This window comes from Pseudomonas sp. 05N434 (genome assembly GCF_056396965.1).
Map to the genome: position 1 here is coordinate 1 of NZ_JBFTMK010000220.1, position 21,610 is coordinate 21,610.

Below are 21,610 nucleotides of genomic sequence, written 5' to 3' on the forward strand. Positions count from 1 at the left end.
GGGTTGCTGCGAAAACAGACGCTGGAACATCTGCCCGTAACCCTGATATTGATCGACCAGTTCCGGACGCAGGATGTCGGTTTCCAGAATGCAGATGCGTAACGACATAAAAAATACCTGACACATGGTGGGAATAATGCACACCCCAGAGCCTGCCTTGAAACACGGTGGCAAGGCAAGCCCCGGAAGGCGTCATCGGTCCCTTGGAACGCCGCCTTAGAACAGCGCGTCCTTTGCGGCTTTCTCCAGCAACAGCGCAGGCGGCGTGAAGCGTTCGCCATATTGCTCGGCCAGGTACTGGGCGCGGGCAACAAAGTCTTTCACACCGTACTGGTTGATGAATTGCAGCGCACCGCCGGTCCAGGCTGCGAAGCCGATGCCGAAGATCGAGCCGACGTTGGCATCCGCCGTCGAGGTCAGCACGCCCTCCTCCACACACCGCACGGTTTCGATGGCTTGGATGAACAGCAGTCGATCACGCACATCCTTCGGCGAAATCTGCCCGTCAGCTTTCTCGAAACGGGTTTTCAGCTCCGGCCACAAATGTTTCTGCCCGGCGGCCGGGTAATCGTAGAAACCACCTCCAGCGGCCTTGCCCGGACGCTTGAATTCCTTGAGCAGCAAGTCAATCACGGCGAACGCCGGGTGCTCAATCAGTGGTTTCCCTTCCGCTTGCAGGTCTTTGGCGGCTTGCTGGCGGATATGGCTCATGAGGCTGAGGGAAACTTCGTCGGAGATCGCCAGAGGCCCGACGGGCATGCCGGCCTTGCGCGCTTCGGTCTCGATCATCGGCGCGCTCACGCCTTCGCCGAGCATCGCGATGCCTTCGTTGGTGAAGGTGCCAAACACCCGCGACGTAAAAAAGCCACGACTGTCATTGACCACAATCGGAGTTTTCTTGATTTGCAGGACGAAATCGAAACCGCGAGCCAGGGTTTCGTCGCTGGTATGGACGCCTTTGATGATTTCCACCAACGGCATTTTCTCCACGGGACTGAAGAAATGCAGGCCGATGAATTTGCTCTGGTTTGGCACGGCGGTGGCCAGGCTACTGATCGGCAACGTCGAGGTATTGGAGGCGATCACCGCGTCCGGGCCGACGACGGTTTGCGCTGCCGATGAGACCCTGGCTTTAAGCTCGCGATCTTCAAACACCGCTTCGATAATCAAATCACAACCGGCCAGATCCGCATCGTCTTGAGTGGTATCGATTCGYGTCAGAATCGCCTCGCGCTGTTCCCGGCTCAACTGACCCCGAGCAACCTTCTTGTCCAGCAGCGCCGCCGAGTGAGCCTTGCCCTTCTCTGCCGCGGCGAGGTTGATGTCTTTGAGCACCACATCGATACCGACCGAGGCGCTGACAAACGCGATGCCCGCGCCCATCATCCCGGCGCCGAGCACGCCGACTTTCTTCGTCACGTAAGGCGCTATGCCCTGAGGTCGCGAACCGCCGGCATTGATCTCATTGAGCTGGAACCAAAAGGTGCCGATGAGGTTTTTCGACACCTGGCCCGTAGTCAGTTCGGTGAAATAGCGGGTTTCGATCAGGTGCGCGGTGTCGAAATCCACCTGAGCGCCCTCCACCGCGGCGCAGAGGATTTTCTCCGGCGCGGGCAGGCACCCCTGGGTTTTACTACGCAGGATCGACGGCGTGATGGCCAGCATCTGCATGACTTTCGGATCCGACGGCGTACCGCCAGGGATCTGATAACCCTTCACATCCCAACGCTGCACAGCAACCGGATGAGCAGCAATCCACGCCCGCGCCTTGGCCATCAGCTCATCGTGATCGACAGCCAACTCATCGATCAACCTCGCTTGCAGCGCCTGTTGCGGGCGGATTTTCTTGCCTTCCAGCAGATACGGCAGAGCTTTTTCGATGCCCAGCATGCGCACCATGCGCACCACCCCGCCGCCGCCCGGCAACAGGCCGAGGGTGACTTCCGGCAGGCCAAGCAGCACCGACGGGTTGTCGAGCACTACACGGTGATGGCAGGCCAGGCAGATTTCCCAACCGCCGCCGAGCGCCGCACCGTTAATGGCGGCAACCACCGGTTTACCGAGGGTTTCCAGGGTGCGCAACTGGCCCTTGAGGGTCAGCACCATGTTGTAAAAGGCTTGGGCTTCGGGCTTGCCGACCTTGATCAGTTCATTGAGGTCGCCACCGGCGAAGAAGGTTTTCTTGGCCGAGGTGATGATCACGCCGGCAATCGCATCCTTGTCGGCGACCAGGCGCTCGACACAGGTGGCCATGGCCTCGCGGTAGACCGCGTTCATGGTGTTCGCGCTCTGGCCCGGCATGTCGATGGTCAGGACGACGATCCGGTCCTGGCCCTTTTCGTAACGAATGGCTTGGGTCATGGCAATTTTCCTTGAGTCGGATTTTCTTAAAGGCAGGCTCAGAGGCGTTCGATGATGGTGGCAATGCCCATGCCGCCGCCGACACACAATGTCGCCAGGCCATAGCGCAGGCGCCGGGTTTCCAGTTCATCGAGCAGCGTGCCGAGAATCGCGCAACCGGTGGCGCCGAGCGGATGGCCCATGGCGATGGAGCCGCCGTTGACGTTGACCTTGTCCGGGTCGATGGCCATGTCCTTGATGAACTTCAACACGACCGAGGCGAACGCTTCATTGACTTCGAACAGGTCGATGTCTTCGACCCGCAGCCCGGCCTTGGCCAGTGCCTTGCGGGTGGCCGGCGCCGGGCCGGTGAGCATGATGGTCGGGTCGGTGCTGGTGACTGCCGTGGCGACGACCCGCGCCCGTGGCTGCAAGCCCAGCGCCCGGCCCTTCGCTTCGGAGCCGATCAGCATCAGCGCCGCGCCATCGACGATCCCGGAGCTGTTGCCCGGCGTGTGAACGTGGTTGATCCGCTCGACCTGGCTGTACACCCGCAATGCCGTGGCGTCGAAGCCCATTTGCCCGATCATTTCGAAACTTGGCTTGAGCTTGCCCAGGCCTTCCATCGTCGAATCGGCGCGAATGAACTCATCGTGATCAAGCAGGATGATGCCGTTCTGGTCCTGCACCGGCACCAGCGACTTGTTGAAGGAACCATTCGCCCGCGCCCGCGCCGCTTTCTGCTGGGAGTGCAACGCGAAGGCATCGACGTCCTGACGACTGAAACCTTCGATTGTCGCGATCAGGTCAGCACCCACGCCCTGGGGTGTGAAATGGCTGTGCAAGTTGGTTTCCGGGTCCAGCGCCCAGGCCCCGCCGTCGCTGCCCATGGCCACGCGGGACATCGACTCGACGCCACCGACCACCACCAGATCTTCGAAGCCGGAACGCACTTTCATCGCGCCCAGGTTCACTGCTTCCAGCCCCGACGCGCAGAAGCGATTGAGTTGCACACCCGCCACGCTGACGTCCCAATCGGCCACTTGTGTGGCGGTCTTGGCAATGTCGGCGCCCTGATCACCGATAGGCGTCACGCAGCCAAGCACCACGTCGTCGACCTGACTGGTGTCCAGGGAGGTGCGCTGCTGCAACGCCGTCAGCAGCCCGGCCACCAGGTTCACTGGCTTGACGCTGTGCAAGGCGCCATTGGCCTTGCCTTTGCCACGGGGCGTGCGTAACGCGTCAAATATCAAAGCTTGGGTCATGGCGTTCTCGAACCTGAGGGTGATCTCTATACCCTCACCTTATGCCGAGCAGCCGTGGATTCAATGACCACAGCGCTCATTGGCGTTGACGGTCACGCTCAGACGAACGGTAGTCAGCTATCGGATTAATCGATTCGTGTCACCAAGCTGTCTAGCCAACGGGCGCCCAAGAAGATGGCCATAGGCCTCATGTCTTTTTGGCAGTGGTCAGCGCTAAGTCCATACGAAATGGATCTAAGCCAAGCGTGACGCGGGCCCTAATGTAAACCTGTACGAAGTTGTCGTCGGGTTTTGCCGAGGCTCTCGTCCTACAGGAAGTGCAGCGCTCTGCCGTCATGGAGATATGCAGGCAGGCAACCAGGAAATAACAAAAAAGGCGGTCAAGCCATGTTCAAACATTCGAAAGTACGTCAAGCCGGGCTCATTCTATTTGCTACTACGCTGTTGTTGATTTTGCCGAACCTGACCAAGGTGCTTGGCTGATCGAGCAGCGGGGGTTTTCATTTCGCCTGATAAAAATGTGACTGGCTCGCTATCCGGGCCGGCGTGGCTGTGCCAACCTTTGCGGCACTTCCACGACATGGACGACGATCACTTGAAAGCGCTCATTTTGTTTGGGGCCTTGCTGCTCAGCACGCCTCWGTCTGCCGCGCAGCTGAATCTTGAGTTGGGCGCGAACCCTCGCACCTGGCAGACCGAGGAATTGCTCAAGCATCCTCAGGCTCAGACCATCACGATCACTAACGACGTTTCCTACAAACGGGACATGAGCTATCGCGCCGTGCCGTTGGCGGCGTTGTTGACGGGCATCAAGCCTGACGACCACTTGCAAGCCGTGGCCCTGGACGGTTTTGCCGCCGAACTGGCCGCCGCGCCGTTGCTCAATACCCAGGGCGCGCGGGCCTGGCTGGCGATTGAAGACCCGGCCAAGCCGTGGCCGCCGCTGTCCGAGGGCAAGCCCAGTGCCGGGCCGTTCTATCTGGTCTGGACCGATCCACAGGCGGGCAATATCAGTCCCGAGCAATGGCCGTTCGAAGTGGCGAGCATCAAGCGCATGGCCCCGGTGGCTGAGCGCTTCCCTGCCCTGTTACCCGATCCTGCATTGAAGGCGGACCATCCGGTGAACAAGGGCTTTGCGCTGTTTCAGAAGAACTGCCTGGCCTGTCATCGACTCAATGGCGCGGGGGACGCGCAGTTCGGGCCGGACCTGAATATTCCGTTCAACCCGACCGAGTATTTCGGCGCGGACTTCCTCAAGCGTTACATCCGTGACCCGCAGAGCTTGCGCCAGTGGCCGCAGGCGAAGATGCCCGGGTTCTCGCCGACGGTGTTGCCGGAGGGGGATCTGGAGTTGTTGGTGGGGTATTTGAAACACATGGCGGGACGCAAGGTGTCTTCGGCCAAATAAACATCCACCTGTGGCGAGGGAGCTCGCTCCCGCTGGGGCGCGAAGCGGCCCTCAAATCAGGCGACGCGATCCGTCAGGCAAACCGCATTCGCCGGGTTTGCGACTGCTGCGCAGCCGAGCGGGAGCAAGCTCCCTCGCCACAATGAATGACTGCTACTGCTGTTGGACGGAGATCACCGGCGCAGGCGTCGGCGCGACCAACACCTTGGCATGCATCTGCTCATACCCGCCGCCACGGCGCATACCGCGCACCGGACAGGCGTCGAGGTAGTCCAGGCCCACGGCCAGTTTCAAGTGACGTTCAGGCCGGGCCAGTTCGTTGGTCACATCGAAGCTATACCAGGCGTCATTCAGCCAGGCTTCCGCCCAGGCGTGACTGGCCAGGTGTTCACTGTTCTCGCTGTACAAATACCCCGACACATAACGCGAGGGGATGCCCAGGCTGCGGGCGCAGGCGAGAAACGCATGGGTATGGTCCTGGCAGACCCCGGAACGCCCGGCGAAAGCTTGCGCGGCGCTGGTCTCCACTTCGGTGGCACCTGGCGTGTAGGTCATGTGCTGGTTCAGGCCATGCATCAAATCGATCAGCGCCGTGCGATCCCGCCGTTGCTTGCACGCCTTCCCGGCAAACGCGCGCAGGGCTTCGTCGGCTTCGGTCAGCCGGGTGAAACGCAGGAACGGCAGCGCCGACTGACTCTCGTGCTCGGCTTCGCGCAGCTCGTCGATATCGACCTGGCCACGGGCGCCGATGATGATCGCTTCATGCGGCTCATCCAGGGTCAACACATGCAGGATGTTGCCGAACGGATCGAGTTGCGCGCGCACCGGGCGCGGCAGGTCGAGTTGCCAGCTCAGCACGTGCTGGCGCTCGCTGTCGTGGGGTGTCAGTCGCAGGTACTGGATGCTCGCCCGCACCTGATCTTCGTAGTGATAGGCGGTCTCGTGGCTAATGGAAAGTCTCATGCAGCCTCCAGATAGGAACTGTGTATGGCATTGCCCAACTGGCGCACCAGCGGGATGAACTCGGTCAGCCAGGTGTGCAGGCCTTCGTCGAGGATTTCGTTGATACCGGTGTAGCGCAGGCGCGCGTCCATTTCCGCCGCCAGGCGTTGTGCGGGACGGCCGTTGGCCCCCGGTAGTTGAGCGAGAATCTGATCGACCTCTTCGGTGCAGGCTCGCAGGGATCGCGGCACATCGGCGCGCAGCAATAACAGCTCGGCCACATGCCGGGCGCCGGGGGCGTCGCGGTAGATTTCGGTGTAGGCCTCGAACGATGACAAGGCCCGCAACAAGGCGCTCCATTGGTAGTAGGCGTGGGCCGTACCGTCACTGACGGCTTCGGCTTGATCGCCGGCCATTTCGTAACGGGCATCAAGCAGGCGCAAGGTGTTGTCGGCCCTTTCGATAAAGGTGCCCAGACGAATGAAGCGGAACGCGTCGTTACGCATGATCGTGCCGTAGCAAGCGCCGCGGAACAGGTGGGAACGTTCCTTGATCCACTCACAGAAACGGCTCATGCCGTAGCGACTCAAGCCCTGCTCGGCGATCCCGCGAATTTCCAGCCAGGTGGCGTTGATGTTTTCCCACATGTCGGCGGTGATTCGCCCACGCACCGCATGGGCGCTGGCTCGCGCGGCACCGAGGCCGCCCTGGGACGAGTTCACCACCAGGGAGCCTTCACGCAAGGCGACACGGGTCAAACCGCCGGGCACAACCCGGGTTTCGCGGCCAGACAATACAAACGGACGCAGGTCGATGTGGCGCGGTGCGATGCCGTTTTCGACAAAGGTCGGACAGGTCGACAACGACAACGTCGGTTGCGCGATGTACGCGTGGGGCTTGGCTTTGATCCGCTCGCGGAAAGACTCGATCTCCGCCGCCGTCGCCGCCGGCCCCACCAGCATTCCGTAACCGCCGGAGCCTTGGGTTTCCTTGACCACCAGCTCCGGAAGGTTGGCCAGCACGTGGGACAGTTCAGAAGGATTACGACACTGCCACGTCGGCACGTTCTTCAAGATCGGCTCTTCATCGAGGTAGAAACGAATCATGTCCGTGACGAAGGGATACACCGACTTGTCGTCCGCGACCCCGGTGCCGATGGCATTCGCCAGCACCACATTGCCGGAGCGGTAGGACGACAGCAGCCCTGGAACGCCAAGCATCGAATCGGGGTTGAACGCCAGCGGATCGAGGAAAGCATCGTCGAGGCGACGGTAGATCACGTCGACCGCTTTCGGCCCGTCCGTGGTGCGCATGAACACCTTGTCGTCGCGCACAAACAGGTCGGCGCCTTCCACCAGTTCAACGCCCATTTCCCGAGCGAGGAACGCATGCTCGAAAAACGCACTGTTGAAACGCCCCGGCGTCAGCACCACCACGCTCGGGTTGTCGATCGGGCTGGAGCTTTTCAGGGTGTCGAGCAACAGGTTCGGGTAGTGGTCGATCGGCGCGATGCGCTGGGCCGCGAACAACTCGGGGAACAGGCGCATCATCATCTTGCGGTCTTCGAGCATGTAGCTCACGCCGCTGGGGGTACGCAGGTTGTCTTCGAGCACGTAGTACGTGCCGTCGCCATCGCGTACCAGGTCGACGCCGGAAATGTGCGAATAGATATCGCGGTGCAGATCCAGCCCTTGCATCGCCAACTGGTATTGCTCGTTGGCCAGCACTTGTTCGGCCGGAATGATGCCGGCCTTGATGATGCGCTGCTCGTGATAGAGGTCGGCAAGGAACATGTTCAATGCCTTGACCCGCTGAATGCAGCCGCGTTCGACGACCCGCCATTCACTGGCGGGGATGCTGCGGGGAATGGTGTCGAAGGGAATCAGGCGCTCTGTCCCCTGCTTATCACCATAGAGCGTGAAGGTAATCCCGGCGCGATGAAATAACAGATCGGCCTCGCGTCGCCGTTGTGCCAAAAGCTCGTCAGGCGTTTCGGCCAGCCAACGGGCAAACTCCCGATAATGCGGACGGACCTGGCCGCCGGCATCGTACATCTCATCAAAATAGGTGCGGATCATGCCGTACTCCTTGTCACACGGACATCCAGGCCTTCGCAAGGCCCGTGCCATAGGCAGAAACGCTTTGATATCAATCAGTTGGATAATGTCGCTGCGCGCCCCGCACCAATCCTGTGCGGTAATTGCCCCACCCTGATCGCCCCCGCTTCATGGCGAAGCAATGCTGTCGCCTATCAGCAGCATAGTCAGAGTTGATTTCACTGCTCGGGAGGGAGATGCGGATAATCCGTGCATTCGCTGGAAAACTGATCGCTCTTCCCTTTAGCCGCCTGTTCAGGTGGCTTTTTTTTGTCCGTTTGAAATGTGGCGAAATAAAAAGATTGAAACAAAAACGGCCAACCCAAAGGTCAGCCGTTACTAAGTGTCACTGTTCATAAGCTTATGCGAGTAGCCCTCGTATCTCCTGTTTGACGCCCCATCCCTCGATGATGCCACCCAGAGGCTCGACCACCGCCTCGAAGTCCTGCTCGAAGTCGCCGATCCCGTCGTAGGTGGCGTACATCACTTTGCTCAGTTCCAGCGACCACGCGCCGTCGTCACGCGCGCTGATCTGGGCATTCAAGGATTCACCACAAAAATGACCTGCCGCCCTGCGTGCCCGCTCCTCGTCCGGGAAAATGGCGTAGAACTCGATGGGATGGAATCGTGAAAAATCGAAACCGCCTTCTTTCATGCGGCGCAGCACGCTGCTGCTGATGTCTTCTTGATAGGCTGTGCTCATGAAACGTCCCCCTCAGACTGATGGATAGACTTTCCGTATTCCCTGCACTTTCGATGCAGCAACAGAGGTTGCCGCCGGGAAACAAGCATGTAGCTGACAAGACCAGACCTTAGCGAGTCACTCGCTGATCTCGGTTGCAGAGTAGCCTCAAGACAGAGCCGCTGCCAAGGCCTGGTGGTGAATGTGACAGGAGGTGTATCAAATCGGAGTAATACTGAGGATTTCAATGCTGTTTTGGGATTTCAGACTTTTGACGGTCGGATCATCGGTACGACCCTCCAGATCATTGAGGTCCAGTTTCGCAGCCACCGGCAGTCGCCGGTCGCGAATGAGTTGGGCTGCTTGCTCGTTGCTCGGGCACTCCTCGCACTCGAAGAGTTCGTCGACTGATTCACCGTGTTCATCCACGAAAGTGATTTTCCACTTTTGCATCGGTGCCTCCTCGGTAAAACCCATGGATGGGCTTACATCTATCTCGACTCGTGCATTGGCCGATCGTTCCAAGGGATCCCAAAAGCGAGACATGAAAAAAGGCCGTCACCCGCGTGTTCACACACCGGCGACGGCCTCTTATCGACGAAGCATCAGTCGTTGCTAGGTTTGTTCACCGCTTGCAGCACGTACTGCGGCAACGCGAAGGCACCAATGTGGATTTCCGGGTTGTAATAGCGGGTGATGATGCCGCTGCCGGCGAAGCGCTGTTGCAGGGTTTCGCGGGACAATTTGCGATAAGCGGTATCGGTCGCGCCCCAGGCGAAGGTCATTGCGCCGCCGATGTAGGTCGGCACGGCCGCCTGATAGAAGTGCCAGTCCGGGAACAGGCTGCGCAGGCGACCGGCGGTGGTTTTGACTTCTTCGATTTGCATGAACGGGGTGCCGTTCTGGGTCACCAGAATGCCGCCTTCGTTCAGGCAGCGGTGGCAAGCCTGGTAGAAGTTTTCGGAGAACAGCACTTCGCCCGGACCGATCGGGTCGGTGGAGTCGGAAATGATCACGTCGAACTTTTCGGTGGTGGTGGCGACGAAACGCATGCCGTCGTCGATCACCAGGTTCAGGCGTGGATCATCGAACGCACCCTTGGAGTGGTTCGGCAGGAATTCCTTGCACATGTCGACCACGGTGCCGTCGATTTCGACCATGGTGATGTGTTCGACGCTGCGGTGCTTGGCCACTTCACGCAGCATGCCGCCGTCGCCACCACCGATGATCAGCACGCGCTTGGCGGTGCCATGGGCGAGGATCGGCACGTGGGTGAGCATTTCGTGGTAGATGAATTCGTCGGCTTCGGTGGTCTGGATTACGCCATCCAGCGCCATCACCCGGCCCATGCGCGGGTTTTCGAAGATCACCAGGTGCTGGTGTTCGGTGCGCACTTCGTGCAGCAGTTTTTCCATGCGAAAACGCTGACCATAGCCTTCGTAGAGGGTTTCCAGGTACTCGCTGGTTGGGGTATTGCTCATGGGAAGTGCTCCGATGAATGCGGGTGGCAACGGACGGTTACCCGCCCATGATGGCCAATCGATCGCCTCGATTGACCGGGAAAGGCGCGCATTCTACGTCGCGGAACATGACAGGTCGAACCTTCTGATGCACACACCGGTAGGAGCGAGGCTTGCCCGCGAAGAACGATGACTCGGTCTATCAGGTACACCGCAGCGATCCTTTCGCGGGCAAGCCTCGCTCCTACCATGAAGATCGTCAGATCCGCACATCGCCTCTTGGCCCGGCGATGGCCCAGATGATCAGGCCCAGCACCGGCAGCAGCAGGATCAACAGCACCCAAAGGACTTTCATCCCGGTTTCGGCGCCACTTTTAAGCACGTTGATGATGGCCCAGATATCCAGGGCAAAAATAATCAGGCCGATCAGGGTGTTGAACGTGGAACCCATGGTGTCGCTCCAAAAAAATGGTAGGCACTCTTAGGATAGTCGGGCCTGGCGAGGGTTCCGTTTTATTACCGTTGTAGACGGCCTCAGACGTGGATGGCCACTTTCAGGGCTTCCAGGGAGGGCGCGGCGGCGATGCCGACTTCGGCGCACAACTCCAGCACCCGTGGCACGTCGTTGCCATAGACCAGCACCACTTGCAGTTCGTCGTCGAGCAACTGGCTGAAATTCATCAAGGTGTAGCCACCGTTTTCCTTGTTCAGGCTGCTCATCTGCACCTGAATGCGATTGAGTGCCGTCAGAGCTTCGGTTTTGGCCAGTTGTTTGGGCTTGATGTTGAACTCAACGCCGGGGCCGAACGAGGCGACGATCTGCGCGAACAGGTCCATGTAGGTGTCGGCCTGGAACAGCACGGTTTCCGGCAGACTGCCGACGACAACCCACTCGCCCAACGGGATCGGAAAGGTGTCGTCGTAGTTGATATCTGGATTGGCCGCCAGAAAAGCCTCGGGATCGGCGTAGGCCTGAGCCGCTTCGTCAGCGATTTTCAGGATTTCGTCCTCGCCCATGCACCCGGAGCTGATTTTGCTGATGAGTTCGACGAGTGCGGCTTTCATGAGGTGGATCCTGTAGCAAGGGAATTTTGAGGGCGCGAAGGATAACGCATTCGGAAACGGATTGCGGGACCTGGCAGGAACCTGTGGCGAGGGGGCTTGCCCCCGTTCGGCTGCGAAGCAGTCGTAAATCCGGTGAATGTGGTCTATCTGAATGACCGCGATCGCTGATTTTGGGGCTGCTTCGCAGCCCAGCGGGAGCAAGCTCCCTCGCCACAAAAGCCCGAATCAGGCCAGGAGTTTTTGCAGCTGAGCCGTGGTATCCGCCGCGCCCATGGTCTTGGCCGCGTCCAGCGCAGACACACCATTGGCGTCCTTGGCTTTCGGATCGGCGCCTTTGCTGATCAGGTAGTCGATGATTTCGACGCGGTTGAACATCGCCGCCATCATCAACGCAGTGCGTCCGTCGAAGGACGAACCTTCCACTTCAGCGCCACCCTCGACCAACGCCTTGACCACTGCCAGATCACCCTTGAATGCCGCGCCAGCAATCGGGCTCTGGCCGTTGTCGTTGCGAATCTCGGGATCGGCCTTGTGTTCGAGCAAAACTTTTACGGTGTCGACATGGCCGTGGTACGCGGCGAGCATCAGTAAAGTGTCGCCCTTGTGGTTGCGCAGGTTCGGCGGCAGGCCCTTGGTCAGCAGCGCAGCCATCATGGCCGCATCGCCCTCGCGCGCTTTGTTGAACACCTGTTCGGCAAATTCAGCAGCCTCTTCGGGGGTCATCTGGCGGCTTTTGTCTGACATTGGGGACTCCACATTCGGTCAATCGGAAAGCCGATAGTTTCCCGAGCAGCCCGGAACCTGTCACTTGTTTTTTCTCATGGACGGTCATAGCGATATTCAATAGCGACCCTTTCAATAGCGATGCCTGCCTCCGTAAATATCCGCCAGCACCTGCTCGGTGACTCGCACGTAGGTTTCGGTGCCCGGCAGCCAGGCATAAATTGGGTCATCGCCGGTTTTGCTCGGGTCGAAGGCTTCGTCCTTGAGCCGGGTCTTCTGGTACTTGAAGGTCCCGGTGGTTTCCATTTTCACTTTCACCCGCAGGAACAGTGGCACCGCATAGGCCGGCATTTGTTGCCTGGCGAACGCCAGCAACTCACTGAAATCCAGGGTCGCCAGGGATTCGGCTGGTGTAATGGCCGCCATCCCCGCCCGCCCGTTGGTGTTGTGGATTTCCACGCCATAGGCCACGGCTTCGGCGATGTGCGGGTGTTGCAACAGGATGTTCTCGACCTCGGTAGTGGAGACGTTTTCGCCCTTCCAGCGGTAGGTGTCCCCCAGGCGATCGACAAACTGCGCGTGACCGAAACCGATGTTGCGCAGCAGGTCACCGRTATTGAAGTAACGGTCGCCCTTCACGAACACGTCATGGAGCACCACTTTTGCGGTCTTCTGCGGATCGGTGTAGCCGTCCAGAGGCGCCTTGTCGTCGATCCTCGCCAACAACAGCCCCTGCTCGCCCTTGGCCACTTTGTGCATGAAGCCGTTGGCATCCCGCGTGGGGGCACCGCTGTCGTGGTCGTACGCCACCAGCTCCCAGGACATCAGGGAAAAGCCAATGGTGTTGTCGAAGTTGAGGATGTTGGTGAAGCCAATATTGCCGTCGCTGGCGGCGTACAGCTCGCAGATGTGGTCGACGGCAAATCGCGTCTTGAACTCGTTCCACGCGCCGGGGCGCAGACCATTGCCGATCATCTTCCTCACGCTGTGCCGACTGTCGTCGACGCTGCGCGGTTGATCCACCAGGTAGCGACACAATTCGCCAACGTACCCGAGGGTGGTCGCCCGGTATTTGCGCACGTCGCTCCAGAACTGGCTGGCGCTGAACTTGCGGCGGATGGCAAACCCCGACGCCCCGCTGATCGCCGAGCCCCAGCACACGCAAAGCCCGGTGGCGTGGTACAGCGGCAAGGTGCAATAGACGACGTCCTGCGGCTGCATGTCCAGGGCGATCAGCCCGAAGCTGGCGGAGCTGCGCATCCAGCGGCCGTGCTTGAACACCCCGGCCTTGGGCAACCCGGTAGTGCCCGAGGTGTAGATATAGAAACAAGGGTCATCGAAAAAAACCTGCCGGCTGCTGACGGGATTGTCACTGGGCGCGTCGCAGCTGGCCGCCATCAGGTTAATGAAGCCATCGGGCGTTTTGCCCGGATCACGGTCAGTATCTTGATCGGCGACAAACCAGGTGCGCGCCACATCGGGCAATCAGGTGATGGGCGATGCGGTTGGCCCACTGATTGGCCTGTGCATAAGTGAGCATCACGTCGCCCTGCAGCAATGCCGGGCCATCGGGATTGCGCAACGTCGCCTGCTCGAAGCTCCAGCCGAGACCACACGGTTGGGTCGGGTCCTTGACGTTGGCGACTTTCATGCCCTTCACCACGCGGGGGATGGCTTTGGCAATGGAAGGCAGCTTGCGGAGCATCATGCCCCAGGTAATCGTGTCGTGCAGCGTGCGGCTCATGGTTGCTCCCGTTCGATCTTTTTATTGTCGGGTGGCGTTGATTGAGGCCGAAAATACGTCAGGGCTTCTTGAGCTGTACACGCGGTTTTTGCAATGTTTTGTATCCGCGACCGATGCCTTCGCAAAGCGGAACTCCGCCGTTGCGATTGGTTCCATCCAGTTGTCGACGATCTCGCAAAATGCAGGATGCACGATGGCCATTCATGCAAATTGCACGAAAGCCAAAAAATCGTAAAAATATAACTTACTGATTTATATGAAATTTTAAAAATATAGGTGCTGGCACAATCACTGCAACTACCCCTCCATGTTGCCCTTCAAGCACAAAATGGAGCTGATAGACATGAGCCTGATCCAGGAAAAATTTTCGTCGCTGTTCTCCAACTTCGAAGTGACCACCCAGCCCCGGCCGGATGGCGGCATTCTGCTGACCCTGCGCAGCCACGACGGTAAAGTCTTCAAACGTTCGATTTCCTACCAGCAATTGCATGCCGGCGATCAGCTGTCATGGGTCATCAGCGCGATTCGCCGTGACGTCGCCGAACAGGCCAGCGAACTGCCGCAGATTTCCATGCTGCAAAGCCAGCAACGGTTCGCGCTGCCGACCTATCACTCGGCATAAATCGTCACGCAATCCCCTGTAGGAGCAGAGCTTGCTCGCGAAAGCGGAGTGTCAGGCGACATTAATGTTGACTGACCTGCCGCCTTCGCGAGCAAGCTCTGCTCCTACAGGTTCTGGGGTTTACAGGGCAGAAGGACTGATCCGCGCAAAACTGTCCACCGTCACATGCCCTGCCAACTCCCCGCCTTCACGTGCCAGGCCACAGGTGGCCATGCCGGCCGTGCGCGCCGCGTCCAGTTCCTGAACGATGTCGGACAGAAACAGAATCTGCGAAGCCTCGACGCCAATCGCCCGGGTGATGCGCTGGTAAGACTGCGCTTCGCGCTTGGGCCCTGAAGTGGTGTCGAAATAGYCACTGAACAGTGGCGACAGATCCCCCGCCTCCGAACAACCGAAAATCAGTTTTTGCGCCTGAATCGAACCCGAGGAATACACAAACAGTTGATAGCCTTCCTGATGCCAGCGCTTCAGCGCGTCAACGGCGTCCGGGTAAACGTGGCCCTTCAACTGCCCGGCCTGATACCCCTGCTCCCAGACCATGCCCTGCAACGCCTTGAGCGGCGTGGCCTTGCGGTCTTCGGCGATCCAGCCCAAGAGGATTTCGATAACCCGCTCGACGTTGGCTTGCGGTTCGCCGCTGTCACGCCGAACGGCGGCAAGCTGTTCGGCGACGTCAGCACGTTCGGCATTTTCGCGAACGAAGTCCGGCAGGTGTTTAGCCGCGTACGGAAACAACACGTCGAACACAAAACTCACCGCGCTGGTGGTGCCTTCGATATCGGTGAGAATCGCTTTGATCGGCATCGGTTCAGTCCTCAAGACACGGGAAGTGGCTGGCGATGTCATCGCCGGTGAAGTTGGCCACCCAGCCTTCGGGGTTGTTGAACAGGCGGATTGCGACGAAATGCGGGTTTTCACCCATGTCGAACCAGTGCTTTGTGCCGGCTGGCACCGAGATCAGGTCGTTCTTCTCGCAGAGCACGGCGTATACGTAATCGTCGATGTGCAGGGTGAACAAGCCACGGCCAGCGACGAAAAATCGCACTTCGTCTTCGCCATGACGGTGTTCATCGAGGAACTTGGCACGCAACTCGGCTTTTTGCGGGTGATCGCTGTTCAAGCTGACCACGTCGACGGTGATGTAACCGCGCTCGGTCATCAGCTTGTCGATTTGCTCCTGGTACGCGGCGATCACTTCTTCCTGACTGGCGCCAGGCTGGATTTTCGCTGCGGCTTGCCAACGGTCGAAACGCACGCCCTGCTCGGCCAGGGTCGAGGCGATGTCTTCAAAGTGGGTCAGCACCTTGTTCGGAATGTCAGGGCTTGAGACGTGGTAAACGGACAGGCTGCTCATCAGGGCAACTCCTTAACAGTTCATGCATTACGGTTAAAGAGCGAGCGCGTCTTCAACTCGCACTCGAACAAAAATTCAAAAGCCTCGATCTGCCGCAGTGCGTCGCTCATGCGCGCGCCCCACGTGTAGAGGCCATGACCGCGAATCAGGTAGCCGACGCAATCAGGGTGGGCGTCGAGCCAAGGCTGYACCTTGGCGGCCAGCCGCGCAATGTCCTGGTCGTTGTCGAAAATCGGCACGCGCACCCGGGACTCGTGGGTCGACACGCCGCTGAAGGCCTTTTGCAGTTCGTAGTCTTCGAACTCGATGAAATCTTCCGGCGTCAGGCGCGACAGCACCGTGGCGTTCACCGAATGGGTGTGCAGCACCGCGCCGATCTCCGGACGCCAGCTATAGAGCTGGGTGTGCAACAGGGTTTCGGCGGACGGCTTCTTGCCTGGCTCCAGGCTGTTGCCTGACAAGTCGGTGGCCAGCACATCGTCCGGGCCCAGTTGGCCCTTGTGCTTGCCGGACACGGTCAGCAAAGCTTCGGTCGGCGACAGGCGGGTCGAGTAATTGCTGCTGGTGGCCGGCGACCAGCCGCGGCCATACAGAAAGCGCCCGGCGTCGATGATTTCCTGGGCGAGGTGTTCACGGGTAAGGCTCATGGCCTGTCCTCTTGCATACGTGTGGCAATGATAACGGCAGCGGCAAAGGCTGCGAGGCTGGCAATACTAAAGGTCAATGTGGCGCCGAGGGCATTCCAGCTGTAGCCGGAATACAACGCGCCCAGTGCACCGCCGGTGCCGGCCAGCGCGGCATACAACGCCTGGCCCTGGCCTTGCTGGCGCGCGCCGAAGCTACGTTGCACGAACTGGATGGCAGCGGCGTGAAAGCTGCCGAAGGTGGCGGCGTGCAGCACCTGGGCGAACAGCAACACCCAAAGGAACTCGGCAAACGAGCCGAGCAACAACCAACGCAAAGCCGCCAGCAGGAAACTCGTCAGCAGCACCCGGCGTACCGAGAAGCGCGCGAGAATCTTGCTCATGAACAGAAACATCAAGACTTCGGCGACCACGCCGACCGCCCAGAGCATGCCGATCAGCCCGCGACTGTAACCGAGTCGCTCAAGGTGCAAGGTCAGAAAGGTGTAATACGGCCCGTGACTCATCTGCATCAGCGCCACGCACGCGTAAAACGCCAATACTCCGGGGTTGCGCAATTGCTGGAGGAATCCCTCCCCCGCCAACCGTTCACCCTGAACCGGTTGCGCATTGGGCACCCAGAGACTGCTGACGACGATCCCGGCCATGATCAGCACTAGTGCCACCGGGTAAATGTCGAGGCTGAGCCATTCGAACAATCGGCCCAGCGCCACGACAGTGATGATGAAACCGATGGAGCCCCACAGGCGAATCTGACTGTAACGCGAGGTCTGTCCCCGCAAATGAGCCAGGGTGATGACCTCGAACTGCGGCAACACCGCATGCCAGAAAAACGCGTGCAAGGCCATGACCATCGCCAGCCAGGCGTAGCTTTTGCTGACGAAAATCAGCGARAAGGTCAGCARSGTGCAGGYSGCGCCGAAACGCACGATGGCCAGGCGTCGSCCGGTGTAGTCACCGAGCCAGCCCCAGATATTCGGCGCCACGCAGCGCATCAGCATCGGGATCGCCACCAGTTCGCCAATGCGCGCGGCGCTGAAACCCAGATGATCGAAGTACAGCGCCAGAAACGGCGCTGTCGAACCGAGCAAGGCGAAATAGAACAGGTAGAAGCTGGAAAGCCGCCAGTACGGGAGCGCCGCCCCCGTCATCAGACTGCAGCGGCCTTCAGATCAGCCATTAAAGCTGCCCCAACACCGGAGTGCTCACGCGCACATCGGCGTTCTGCCCGCGGTGACGCAGCAAGTGGTCCATCAGCACGATGGCCATCATCGCTTCGGCGATTGGCGTGGCGCGGATGCCGACGCACGGGTCGTGACGACCCTTGGTGACGACCTCCACCGGGTTGCCATGGATATCGATGGAACGGCCCGGCGTGGTGATGCTCGATGTAGGCTTGAGCGCCAGGTGCGCAACGATCGGCTGACCCGACGAAATGCCACCGAGAATGCCGCCGGCGTTGTTGCTGAGGAAACCTTCCGGGGTCATTTCATCGCGGTGTTCAGTGCCACGCTGGGCGATGCTGGCAAAACCGGCACCGATTTCCACGCCCTTGACCGCGTTGATGCTCATCAGCGCATGGGCCAGTTCGGCGTCGAGGCGGTCGAAGATCGGCTCGCCGAGGCCCGGCATCACGCCTTCGGCGACCACGGTGATCTTCGCGCCGACCGAATCCTGGTCGCGACGCAACTGGTCCATATAGGCTTCCAGCTCCGGCACTTTGTCCGGATCGGGGCTGAAGAAAGCGTTCTCTTCCACCGAATCCCAGGTCTTGAACGGGATTTCGATCGGGCCGAGCTGGCTCATGTAGCCACGAATGACGATGCCCTGGGTGGCCAGGTATTTCTTGGCAATCGCGCCGGCGGCTACGCGCATGGCGGTTTCACGGGCCGAGCTGCGACCGCCGCCGCGGTAATCGCGCTCACCGTATTTGTGATGGTAGGTGTAGTCGGCGTGGGCCGGACGGAACAGATCCTTGATCGCCGAGTAGTCCTTGGACTTCTGGTCGGTGTTGCGGATCAACAGGCCGATGGCGCAACCGGTGGTGCGGCCTTCGAACACGCCGGAAAGGATTTCGACTTCGTCGGCTTCCTGGCGCTGGGTGGTGTGGCGGCTGGTGCCGGGCTTGCGGCGGTCCAGGTCGCGCTGCAGGTCCTCAAGGGAGATCTCCAGGCCCGGCGGGCAGCCATCGACAATGGCGACCAACGCCGGACCATGGCTTTCGCCCGCGGTGGTGACAGTGAACAGCTTGCCGTAGGTATTGCCGGACATGCAGGACGCTCCGTGAAATCGAACCTAAAATACGTAATGCGCGCCAGTATACGCAGGCTACCCAAGTAGTTCATCCTCGAACCTTATGGGTGCCTGCGAGTCCAACCGGCACCTTGTTGATGATGGCGTGATGATGCTGCGAGTTCTAGCCTTGAGCCTTACCCTGTTTACCGGTTTTGTACAGGCCTCCGTCCTGCAACGCCCGATCACCCTGGACACCGACAGTGGCGAGCTTTTCGGCTCGCTGTTGCTGCCCAAGTCCGACACGCCGGTACCGGTTGTCCTGATCATTTCCGGCTCCGGCCCTACGGATCGTGACGGAAACAACCCCGACGGCGGGCGCAATGACAGCCTCAAACGGCTGGCGTGGGTGTTGGCCAAACACAACATTGCCAGTGTGCGTTACGACAAACGCGGCGTGGCGGCGAGCCTTGCGGCAACGCCCGATGAACGCAATCTGTCGGTGGAAGCCTATGTGGCCGATGCCGTGGCCTGGGGGCAGAAGCTCAAGGCCGACCCACGTCTGGGCAAACTGATTTTGCTGGGTCACAGCGAAGGTGCGTTGATTGCCAGCCTGGCGGCGCCAAGTGTCGACGCCGCGGCGGTGATTTCCCTGTCCGGCAGCGCCCGGCCGATCGATCAAGTGCTGCGCCAGCAGTTGAGCAATCGCTTGCCGCCGGCCTTGATGCTGCGCAGCAATGAACTGCTCGACAGCCTCAAGGCCGGCCACACTGACGACAACGTGCCGCCGCAGTTGCAGGTGATTTTCCGCCCCAGCGTGCAGCCGTACCTGATTTCACTGTTCCGCCAGGACCCGGCAGCCGCCTTCGCCAAACTGAAGATGCCGGCACTGATCATTCAGGGCAGCAACGACATCCAGGTCGGCGTGGGTGACGCCAGGGCGCTCAAAGCCGCCAAACCGGACGCCGAACTGGCACTGATCGAAGGCATGAACCACGTCATGCGCATCGTGCCCAACGACGTGAAGCGGCAATTGGCCTCCTATAAAGATCCGCAATTGCCCCTGGCGGCGGAGCTCGGCGCACGAATCCTCGGATTTATTGACGGACTTCGCCCCAGTTAAGCTCCAGTCCTGAAAAAAACGGCCGATAAGCCTTTGTCGCCAGCGCTATGACTGGCGGCAACAGGGCTTGGACAGGATCTCGCCGTTATGACTGATACCCAGACTTCACCCGACTCCACCGCTGAAAAAGACACACCGCCAGCGGTCGAGCTGCCGTGGGCGGACGTCCACGTCGAGCACCACAAAATGCTCCGCCTGGCGCCGTTGCAAACCGACCGTAACACCGGCGGCCGACCGCTGCGCTTTGTCGAATTCGGTTACGCCGAACGCAACAGCAAGGAGCACAGCCTGCTGCGCATGGCCATCAAGCTGCCAGGCCAACGGGTGCGCAAAGAACAGAATCATCTGGATGTGTGGGTCGATCACACCGCCAAACGCGTGCATTTCGCTCCGGAAAGCGGCTTGCAGATAGAGCCGATGAACCGTGGCATCGGGCGCTATATGGCGGCTCAAGGCATCACTTGGGCGAAGAAACGATGGCCCGCCTACACCGTCGACGGCACCGACCTGAACAACAAGGACGCGTTGAACGAAGACACGCGCCTGCGCCGCGACCACTTTCTGYGGGTGCACGGTTTTGACGTGGCCTACGCCGATGCCCAGCATTTGAAGGGCAGCGTCAAAGAGGTGCAGATCGGTGATTTGCTGGGCGACTGGAACAGCGAAAAGCTGCAACAGGTGGAAATCCTCGAAGCCGCGCAGATGCTCCAGCAAGCCGAGCAGAACCTGGCGGAACAGGAAGTCAAACTGAAGAAACACGAAGAAAAGGTCAGCAAGTACAAGCGTGAAGACGCTGGRCTGCGTTTTACCATTACCTGTCTGGTGGCGTTTGCGGTGTTTCAGGCGGGGTTGTTGATCTGGATTGCCACGCATCGGTAACCGACATCAAACCCAATTGTGGCGAGGGAGCTTGCTCCCTCACCACAATATTCGGGGTCAGATGCGAGAAGCGAACAGCGCCTGATGATCGCGGCACTGCTCGGCGGTCARCATGAACACCCCATGCCCACCGCGCTCGAACTCCAGCCAGGCGAAATCGACTTCCGGGTACAACGCCTCGACGTGAACCTGGCTGTTACCCACCTCGACGATCAATAAACCTTTCTCGGTCAGATGATCCGCCGCTTCGGCGAGCATGCGGCGCACCAGATTCACCCTGAACGGTGAACACACGCTCGTCGACACCGTGGCGCTCGATGTTCTGGTTAGCCACTTCCAGTGCTTCGAACGACAGGTCGGCCAAAACCACTTCGGCGTTCTGGAACTCATAGGCACAGGCGATACCGATGCAACCGGAACCGGTGCACAAGTCGAGAATGCGCGCAGGTTCGGCACCCAGCCACGGCTCAAAACGTTTTTCGATCAGCTCGCCAATCGGCGAACGCGGGATCAGCACGCGTTCGTCGACAATGAACGACAAGCCGCAGAACCAGGCTTCGCCCAGCAGGTAAGCGGTCGGAATGCGTTCTTCGATGCGGCGCTTGAGCAAGCGTTGCAGATTGACCAGCTCATCGTCCTCCAGACGGCAGTCCAGATAGCTGTCGGCGATTTCCCACGGTAAGTGCAGCGCACCCAATACCAGTTGACGGGCTTCGTCCCAGGCGTTGTCGGTCCCATGGCCGAAAAACAGATCCTCCCCATGGAAGCGGCTGACGGCCCAACGGATATGGTCACGCAGGGTACGAAGGCGGGAAGTGATCACGGGGTAAACTCCAGAAAAAACGACTGACGATTCTAACAGCCAAAAGGCGCCGCGACGACGCAGGAAAAACACCGGATCAGATGTAGGACTCTTCTATTTTTTCAGCGAGCTATTGAACAGAACGAGTATCTTGACAAGGCTGCGAGCCAGCAACGGCGGTGCCTGCGATGGAAGCGATTCACAGAAGCGCTCAGCCAGAGGACAATGC

General features: G+C 59.8%; 18 protein-coding genes and 5 pseudogenes. 4 read left to right on the top strand and 19 right to left on the bottom strand.

Annotated features, from left to right (window positions below):
* The 3 genes and pseudogenes from AC1DLB_RS15390 to AC1DLB_RS15400 all read right to left on the bottom strand — a co-directional run.
* Nucleotides 1-126, bottom strand: a pseudogene (locus AC1DLB_RS15390) (amidotransferase); the annotation flags it as partial.
* Nucleotides 127-216: 90 nt separating this feature from the next.
* Nucleotides 217-2,361 carry a 3-hydroxyacyl-CoA dehydrogenase NAD-binding domain-containing protein gene (locus tag AC1DLB_RS15395; RefSeq protein WP_477743804.1) on the bottom strand — a complete coding sequence of 715 codons (2,145 nt, stop codon included), beginning with the start codon at nucleotides 2,359-2,361 and terminating at the stop codon, nucleotides 217-219.
* A 38-nt stretch (nucleotides 2,362-2,399) separates the two neighbouring features.
* Nucleotides 2,400-3,605: an acetyl-CoA C-acetyltransferase gene (locus AC1DLB_RS15400; protein WP_019648234.1), complete on the bottom strand. Its 1,206-nt coding sequence runs from the start codon at nucleotides 3,603-3,605 to the stop codon at nucleotides 2,400-2,402.
* A gap of 580 nt (nucleotides 3,606-4,185) precedes the next feature.
* Here AC1DLB_RS15400 and AC1DLB_RS15405 point away from each other — a divergent pair.
* On the top strand, nucleotides 4,186-5,013 hold the full coding sequence (locus AC1DLB_RS15405) for a c-type cytochrome (protein WP_477785231.1): 828 nt from the start codon (nucleotides 4,186-4,188) through the stop codon (nucleotides 5,011-5,013).
* A 153-nt stretch (nucleotides 5,014-5,166) separates the two neighbouring features.
* Here the strand turns inward: AC1DLB_RS15405 and AC1DLB_RS15410 are convergent, their stop codons facing one another.
* The 10 genes and pseudogenes from AC1DLB_RS15410 to AC1DLB_RS15455 all read right to left on the bottom strand — a co-directional run bounded on the left by AC1DLB_RS15410 (nucleotide 5,167) and on the right by AC1DLB_RS15455 (nucleotide 13,725).
* A complete protein-coding gene (locus AC1DLB_RS15410) occupies nucleotides 5,167-5,976 on the bottom strand; it encodes a transglutaminase family protein (RefSeq protein ID WP_064619236.1) in 810 nt (269 codons plus the stop codon).
* Nucleotides 5,973-6,656 (bottom strand): annotated as a pseudogene (locus AC1DLB_RS15415) (alpha-E domain-containing protein); the annotation flags it as partial. The pseudogene AC1DLB_RS15415 and the gene AC1DLB_RS15410, both read right to left, overlap by 4 nt.
* Nucleotides 6,657-8,033 (bottom strand): annotated as a pseudogene (locus AC1DLB_RS15420) (circularly permuted type 2 ATP-grasp protein); the annotation flags it as partial.
* A gap of 379 nt (nucleotides 8,034-8,412) precedes the next feature.
* Nucleotides 8,413-8,754, bottom strand: a complete 342-nt coding sequence (locus tag AC1DLB_RS15425) for a ribonuclease E inhibitor RraB (protein ID WP_018925210.1) — start codon at nucleotides 8,752-8,754, stop codon at nucleotides 8,413-8,415.
* A 198-nt stretch (nucleotides 8,755-8,952) separates the two neighbouring features.
* Nucleotides 8,953-9,186 carry a hypothetical protein gene (locus AC1DLB_RS15430; RefSeq protein WP_477743806.1) on the bottom strand — a complete coding sequence of 78 codons (234 nt, stop codon included), beginning with the start codon at nucleotides 9,184-9,186 and terminating at the stop codon, nucleotides 8,953-8,955.
* Between the two features lie 152 nt (nucleotides 9,187-9,338).
* Entirely contained in the window at nucleotides 9,339-10,214 is an 876-nt protein-coding gene (gene speE / locus AC1DLB_RS15435; protein ID WP_018925208.1) for a polyamine aminopropyltransferase, read from the bottom strand.
* 238 nt (nucleotides 10,215-10,452) lie between these two features.
* Nucleotides 10,453-10,644 carry a PLDc N-terminal domain-containing protein gene (locus AC1DLB_RS15440; RefSeq protein ID WP_007940802.1) on the bottom strand — a complete coding sequence of 64 codons (192 nt, stop codon included), beginning with the start codon at nucleotides 10,642-10,644 and terminating at the stop codon, nucleotides 10,453-10,455.
* An 83-nt stretch (nucleotides 10,645-10,727) separates the two neighbouring features.
* The gene (locus tag AC1DLB_RS15445; protein WP_007940803.1) at nucleotides 10,728-11,258 is read right to left on the bottom strand and encodes a hypothetical protein; all 531 of its coding nucleotides are present in this window, start codon (nucleotides 11,256-11,258) and stop codon (nucleotides 10,728-10,730) included.
* A 225-nt stretch (nucleotides 11,259-11,483) separates the two neighbouring features.
* Nucleotides 11,484-12,002 carry an ankyrin repeat domain-containing protein gene (locus tag AC1DLB_RS15450; RefSeq protein ID WP_019648228.1) on the bottom strand — a complete coding sequence of 173 codons (519 nt, stop codon included), beginning with the start codon at nucleotides 12,000-12,002 and terminating at the stop codon, nucleotides 11,484-11,486.
* A gap of 111 nt (nucleotides 12,003-12,113) precedes the next feature.
* Nucleotides 12,114-13,725, bottom strand: a pseudogene (locus AC1DLB_RS15455) (long-chain-acyl-CoA synthetase).
* Between the two features lie 343 nt (nucleotides 13,726-14,068).
* Between AC1DLB_RS15455 and AC1DLB_RS15460 the strand changes: the two are divergent.
* On the top strand, nucleotides 14,069-14,347 hold the full coding sequence (locus AC1DLB_RS15460) for a DUF3509 domain-containing protein (protein ID WP_018925205.1): 279 nt from the start codon (nucleotides 14,069-14,071) through the stop codon (nucleotides 14,345-14,347).
* Between the two features lie 120 nt (nucleotides 14,348-14,467).
* Here AC1DLB_RS15460 and mtnC read toward each other — a convergent pair whose 3' ends face one another.
* Genes mtnC through aroC form a run of 5 tightly spaced genes read right to left on the bottom strand, consistent with a single transcriptional unit; the run spans nucleotide 14,468 to nucleotide 18,616 of the window.
* On the bottom strand, nucleotides 14,468-15,151 hold the full coding sequence (mtnC, locus tag AC1DLB_RS15465; RefSeq protein WP_477785228.1) for an acireductone synthase: 684 nt from the start codon (nucleotides 15,149-15,151) through the stop codon (nucleotides 14,468-14,470).
* Between the two features lie 4 nt (nucleotides 15,152-15,155).
* Entirely contained in the window at nucleotides 15,156-15,701 is a 546-nt protein-coding gene (locus AC1DLB_RS15470) for a 1,2-dihydroxy-3-keto-5-methylthiopentene dioxygenase (protein WP_018925203.1), read from the bottom strand.
* Nucleotides 15,702-15,721: 20 nt separating this feature from the next.
* On the bottom strand, nucleotides 15,722-16,348 hold the full coding sequence (locus tag AC1DLB_RS15475) for a methylthioribulose 1-phosphate dehydratase (protein ID WP_019579710.1): 627 nt from the start codon (nucleotides 16,346-16,348) through the stop codon (nucleotides 15,722-15,724).
* On the bottom strand, nucleotides 16,345-17,496 hold the full coding sequence (locus AC1DLB_RS15480; RefSeq protein WP_477785229.1) for an MFS transporter: 1,152 nt from the start codon (nucleotides 17,494-17,496) through the stop codon (nucleotides 16,345-16,347). Before AC1DLB_RS15480 ends, AC1DLB_RS15475 begins: the two co-directional genes overlap by 4 nt.
* Nucleotides 17,497-17,524: 28 nt before the next feature.
* Complete coding sequence (aroC, locus tag AC1DLB_RS15485; RefSeq protein ID WP_007940813.1) at nucleotides 17,525-18,616, bottom strand: chorismate synthase; 1,092 nt, start codon at nucleotides 18,614-18,616, stop codon at nucleotides 17,525-17,527.
* Nucleotides 18,617-18,701: 85 nt separating this feature from the next.
* Here aroC and AC1DLB_RS15490 point away from each other — a divergent pair, with 85 nt between their 5' ends.
* The gene (locus tag AC1DLB_RS15490) at nucleotides 18,702-19,700 is read left to right on the top strand and encodes an alpha/beta hydrolase (protein ID WP_018925199.1); all 999 of its coding nucleotides are present in this window, start codon (nucleotides 18,702-18,704) and stop codon (nucleotides 19,698-19,700) included.
* An 87-nt stretch (nucleotides 19,701-19,787) separates the two neighbouring features.
* Entirely contained in the window at nucleotides 19,788-20,579 is a 792-nt protein-coding gene (locus AC1DLB_RS15495; protein ID WP_477785230.1) for a hypothetical protein, read from the top strand.
* A gap of 57 nt (nucleotides 20,580-20,636) precedes the next feature.
* Here AC1DLB_RS15495 and prmB read toward each other — a convergent pair.
* Nucleotides 20,637-21,402 (bottom strand): annotated as a pseudogene (gene prmB / locus AC1DLB_RS15500) (50S ribosomal protein L3 N(5)-glutamine methyltransferase).
* Nucleotides 21,403-21,610: the final 208 nt, after the last annotated feature.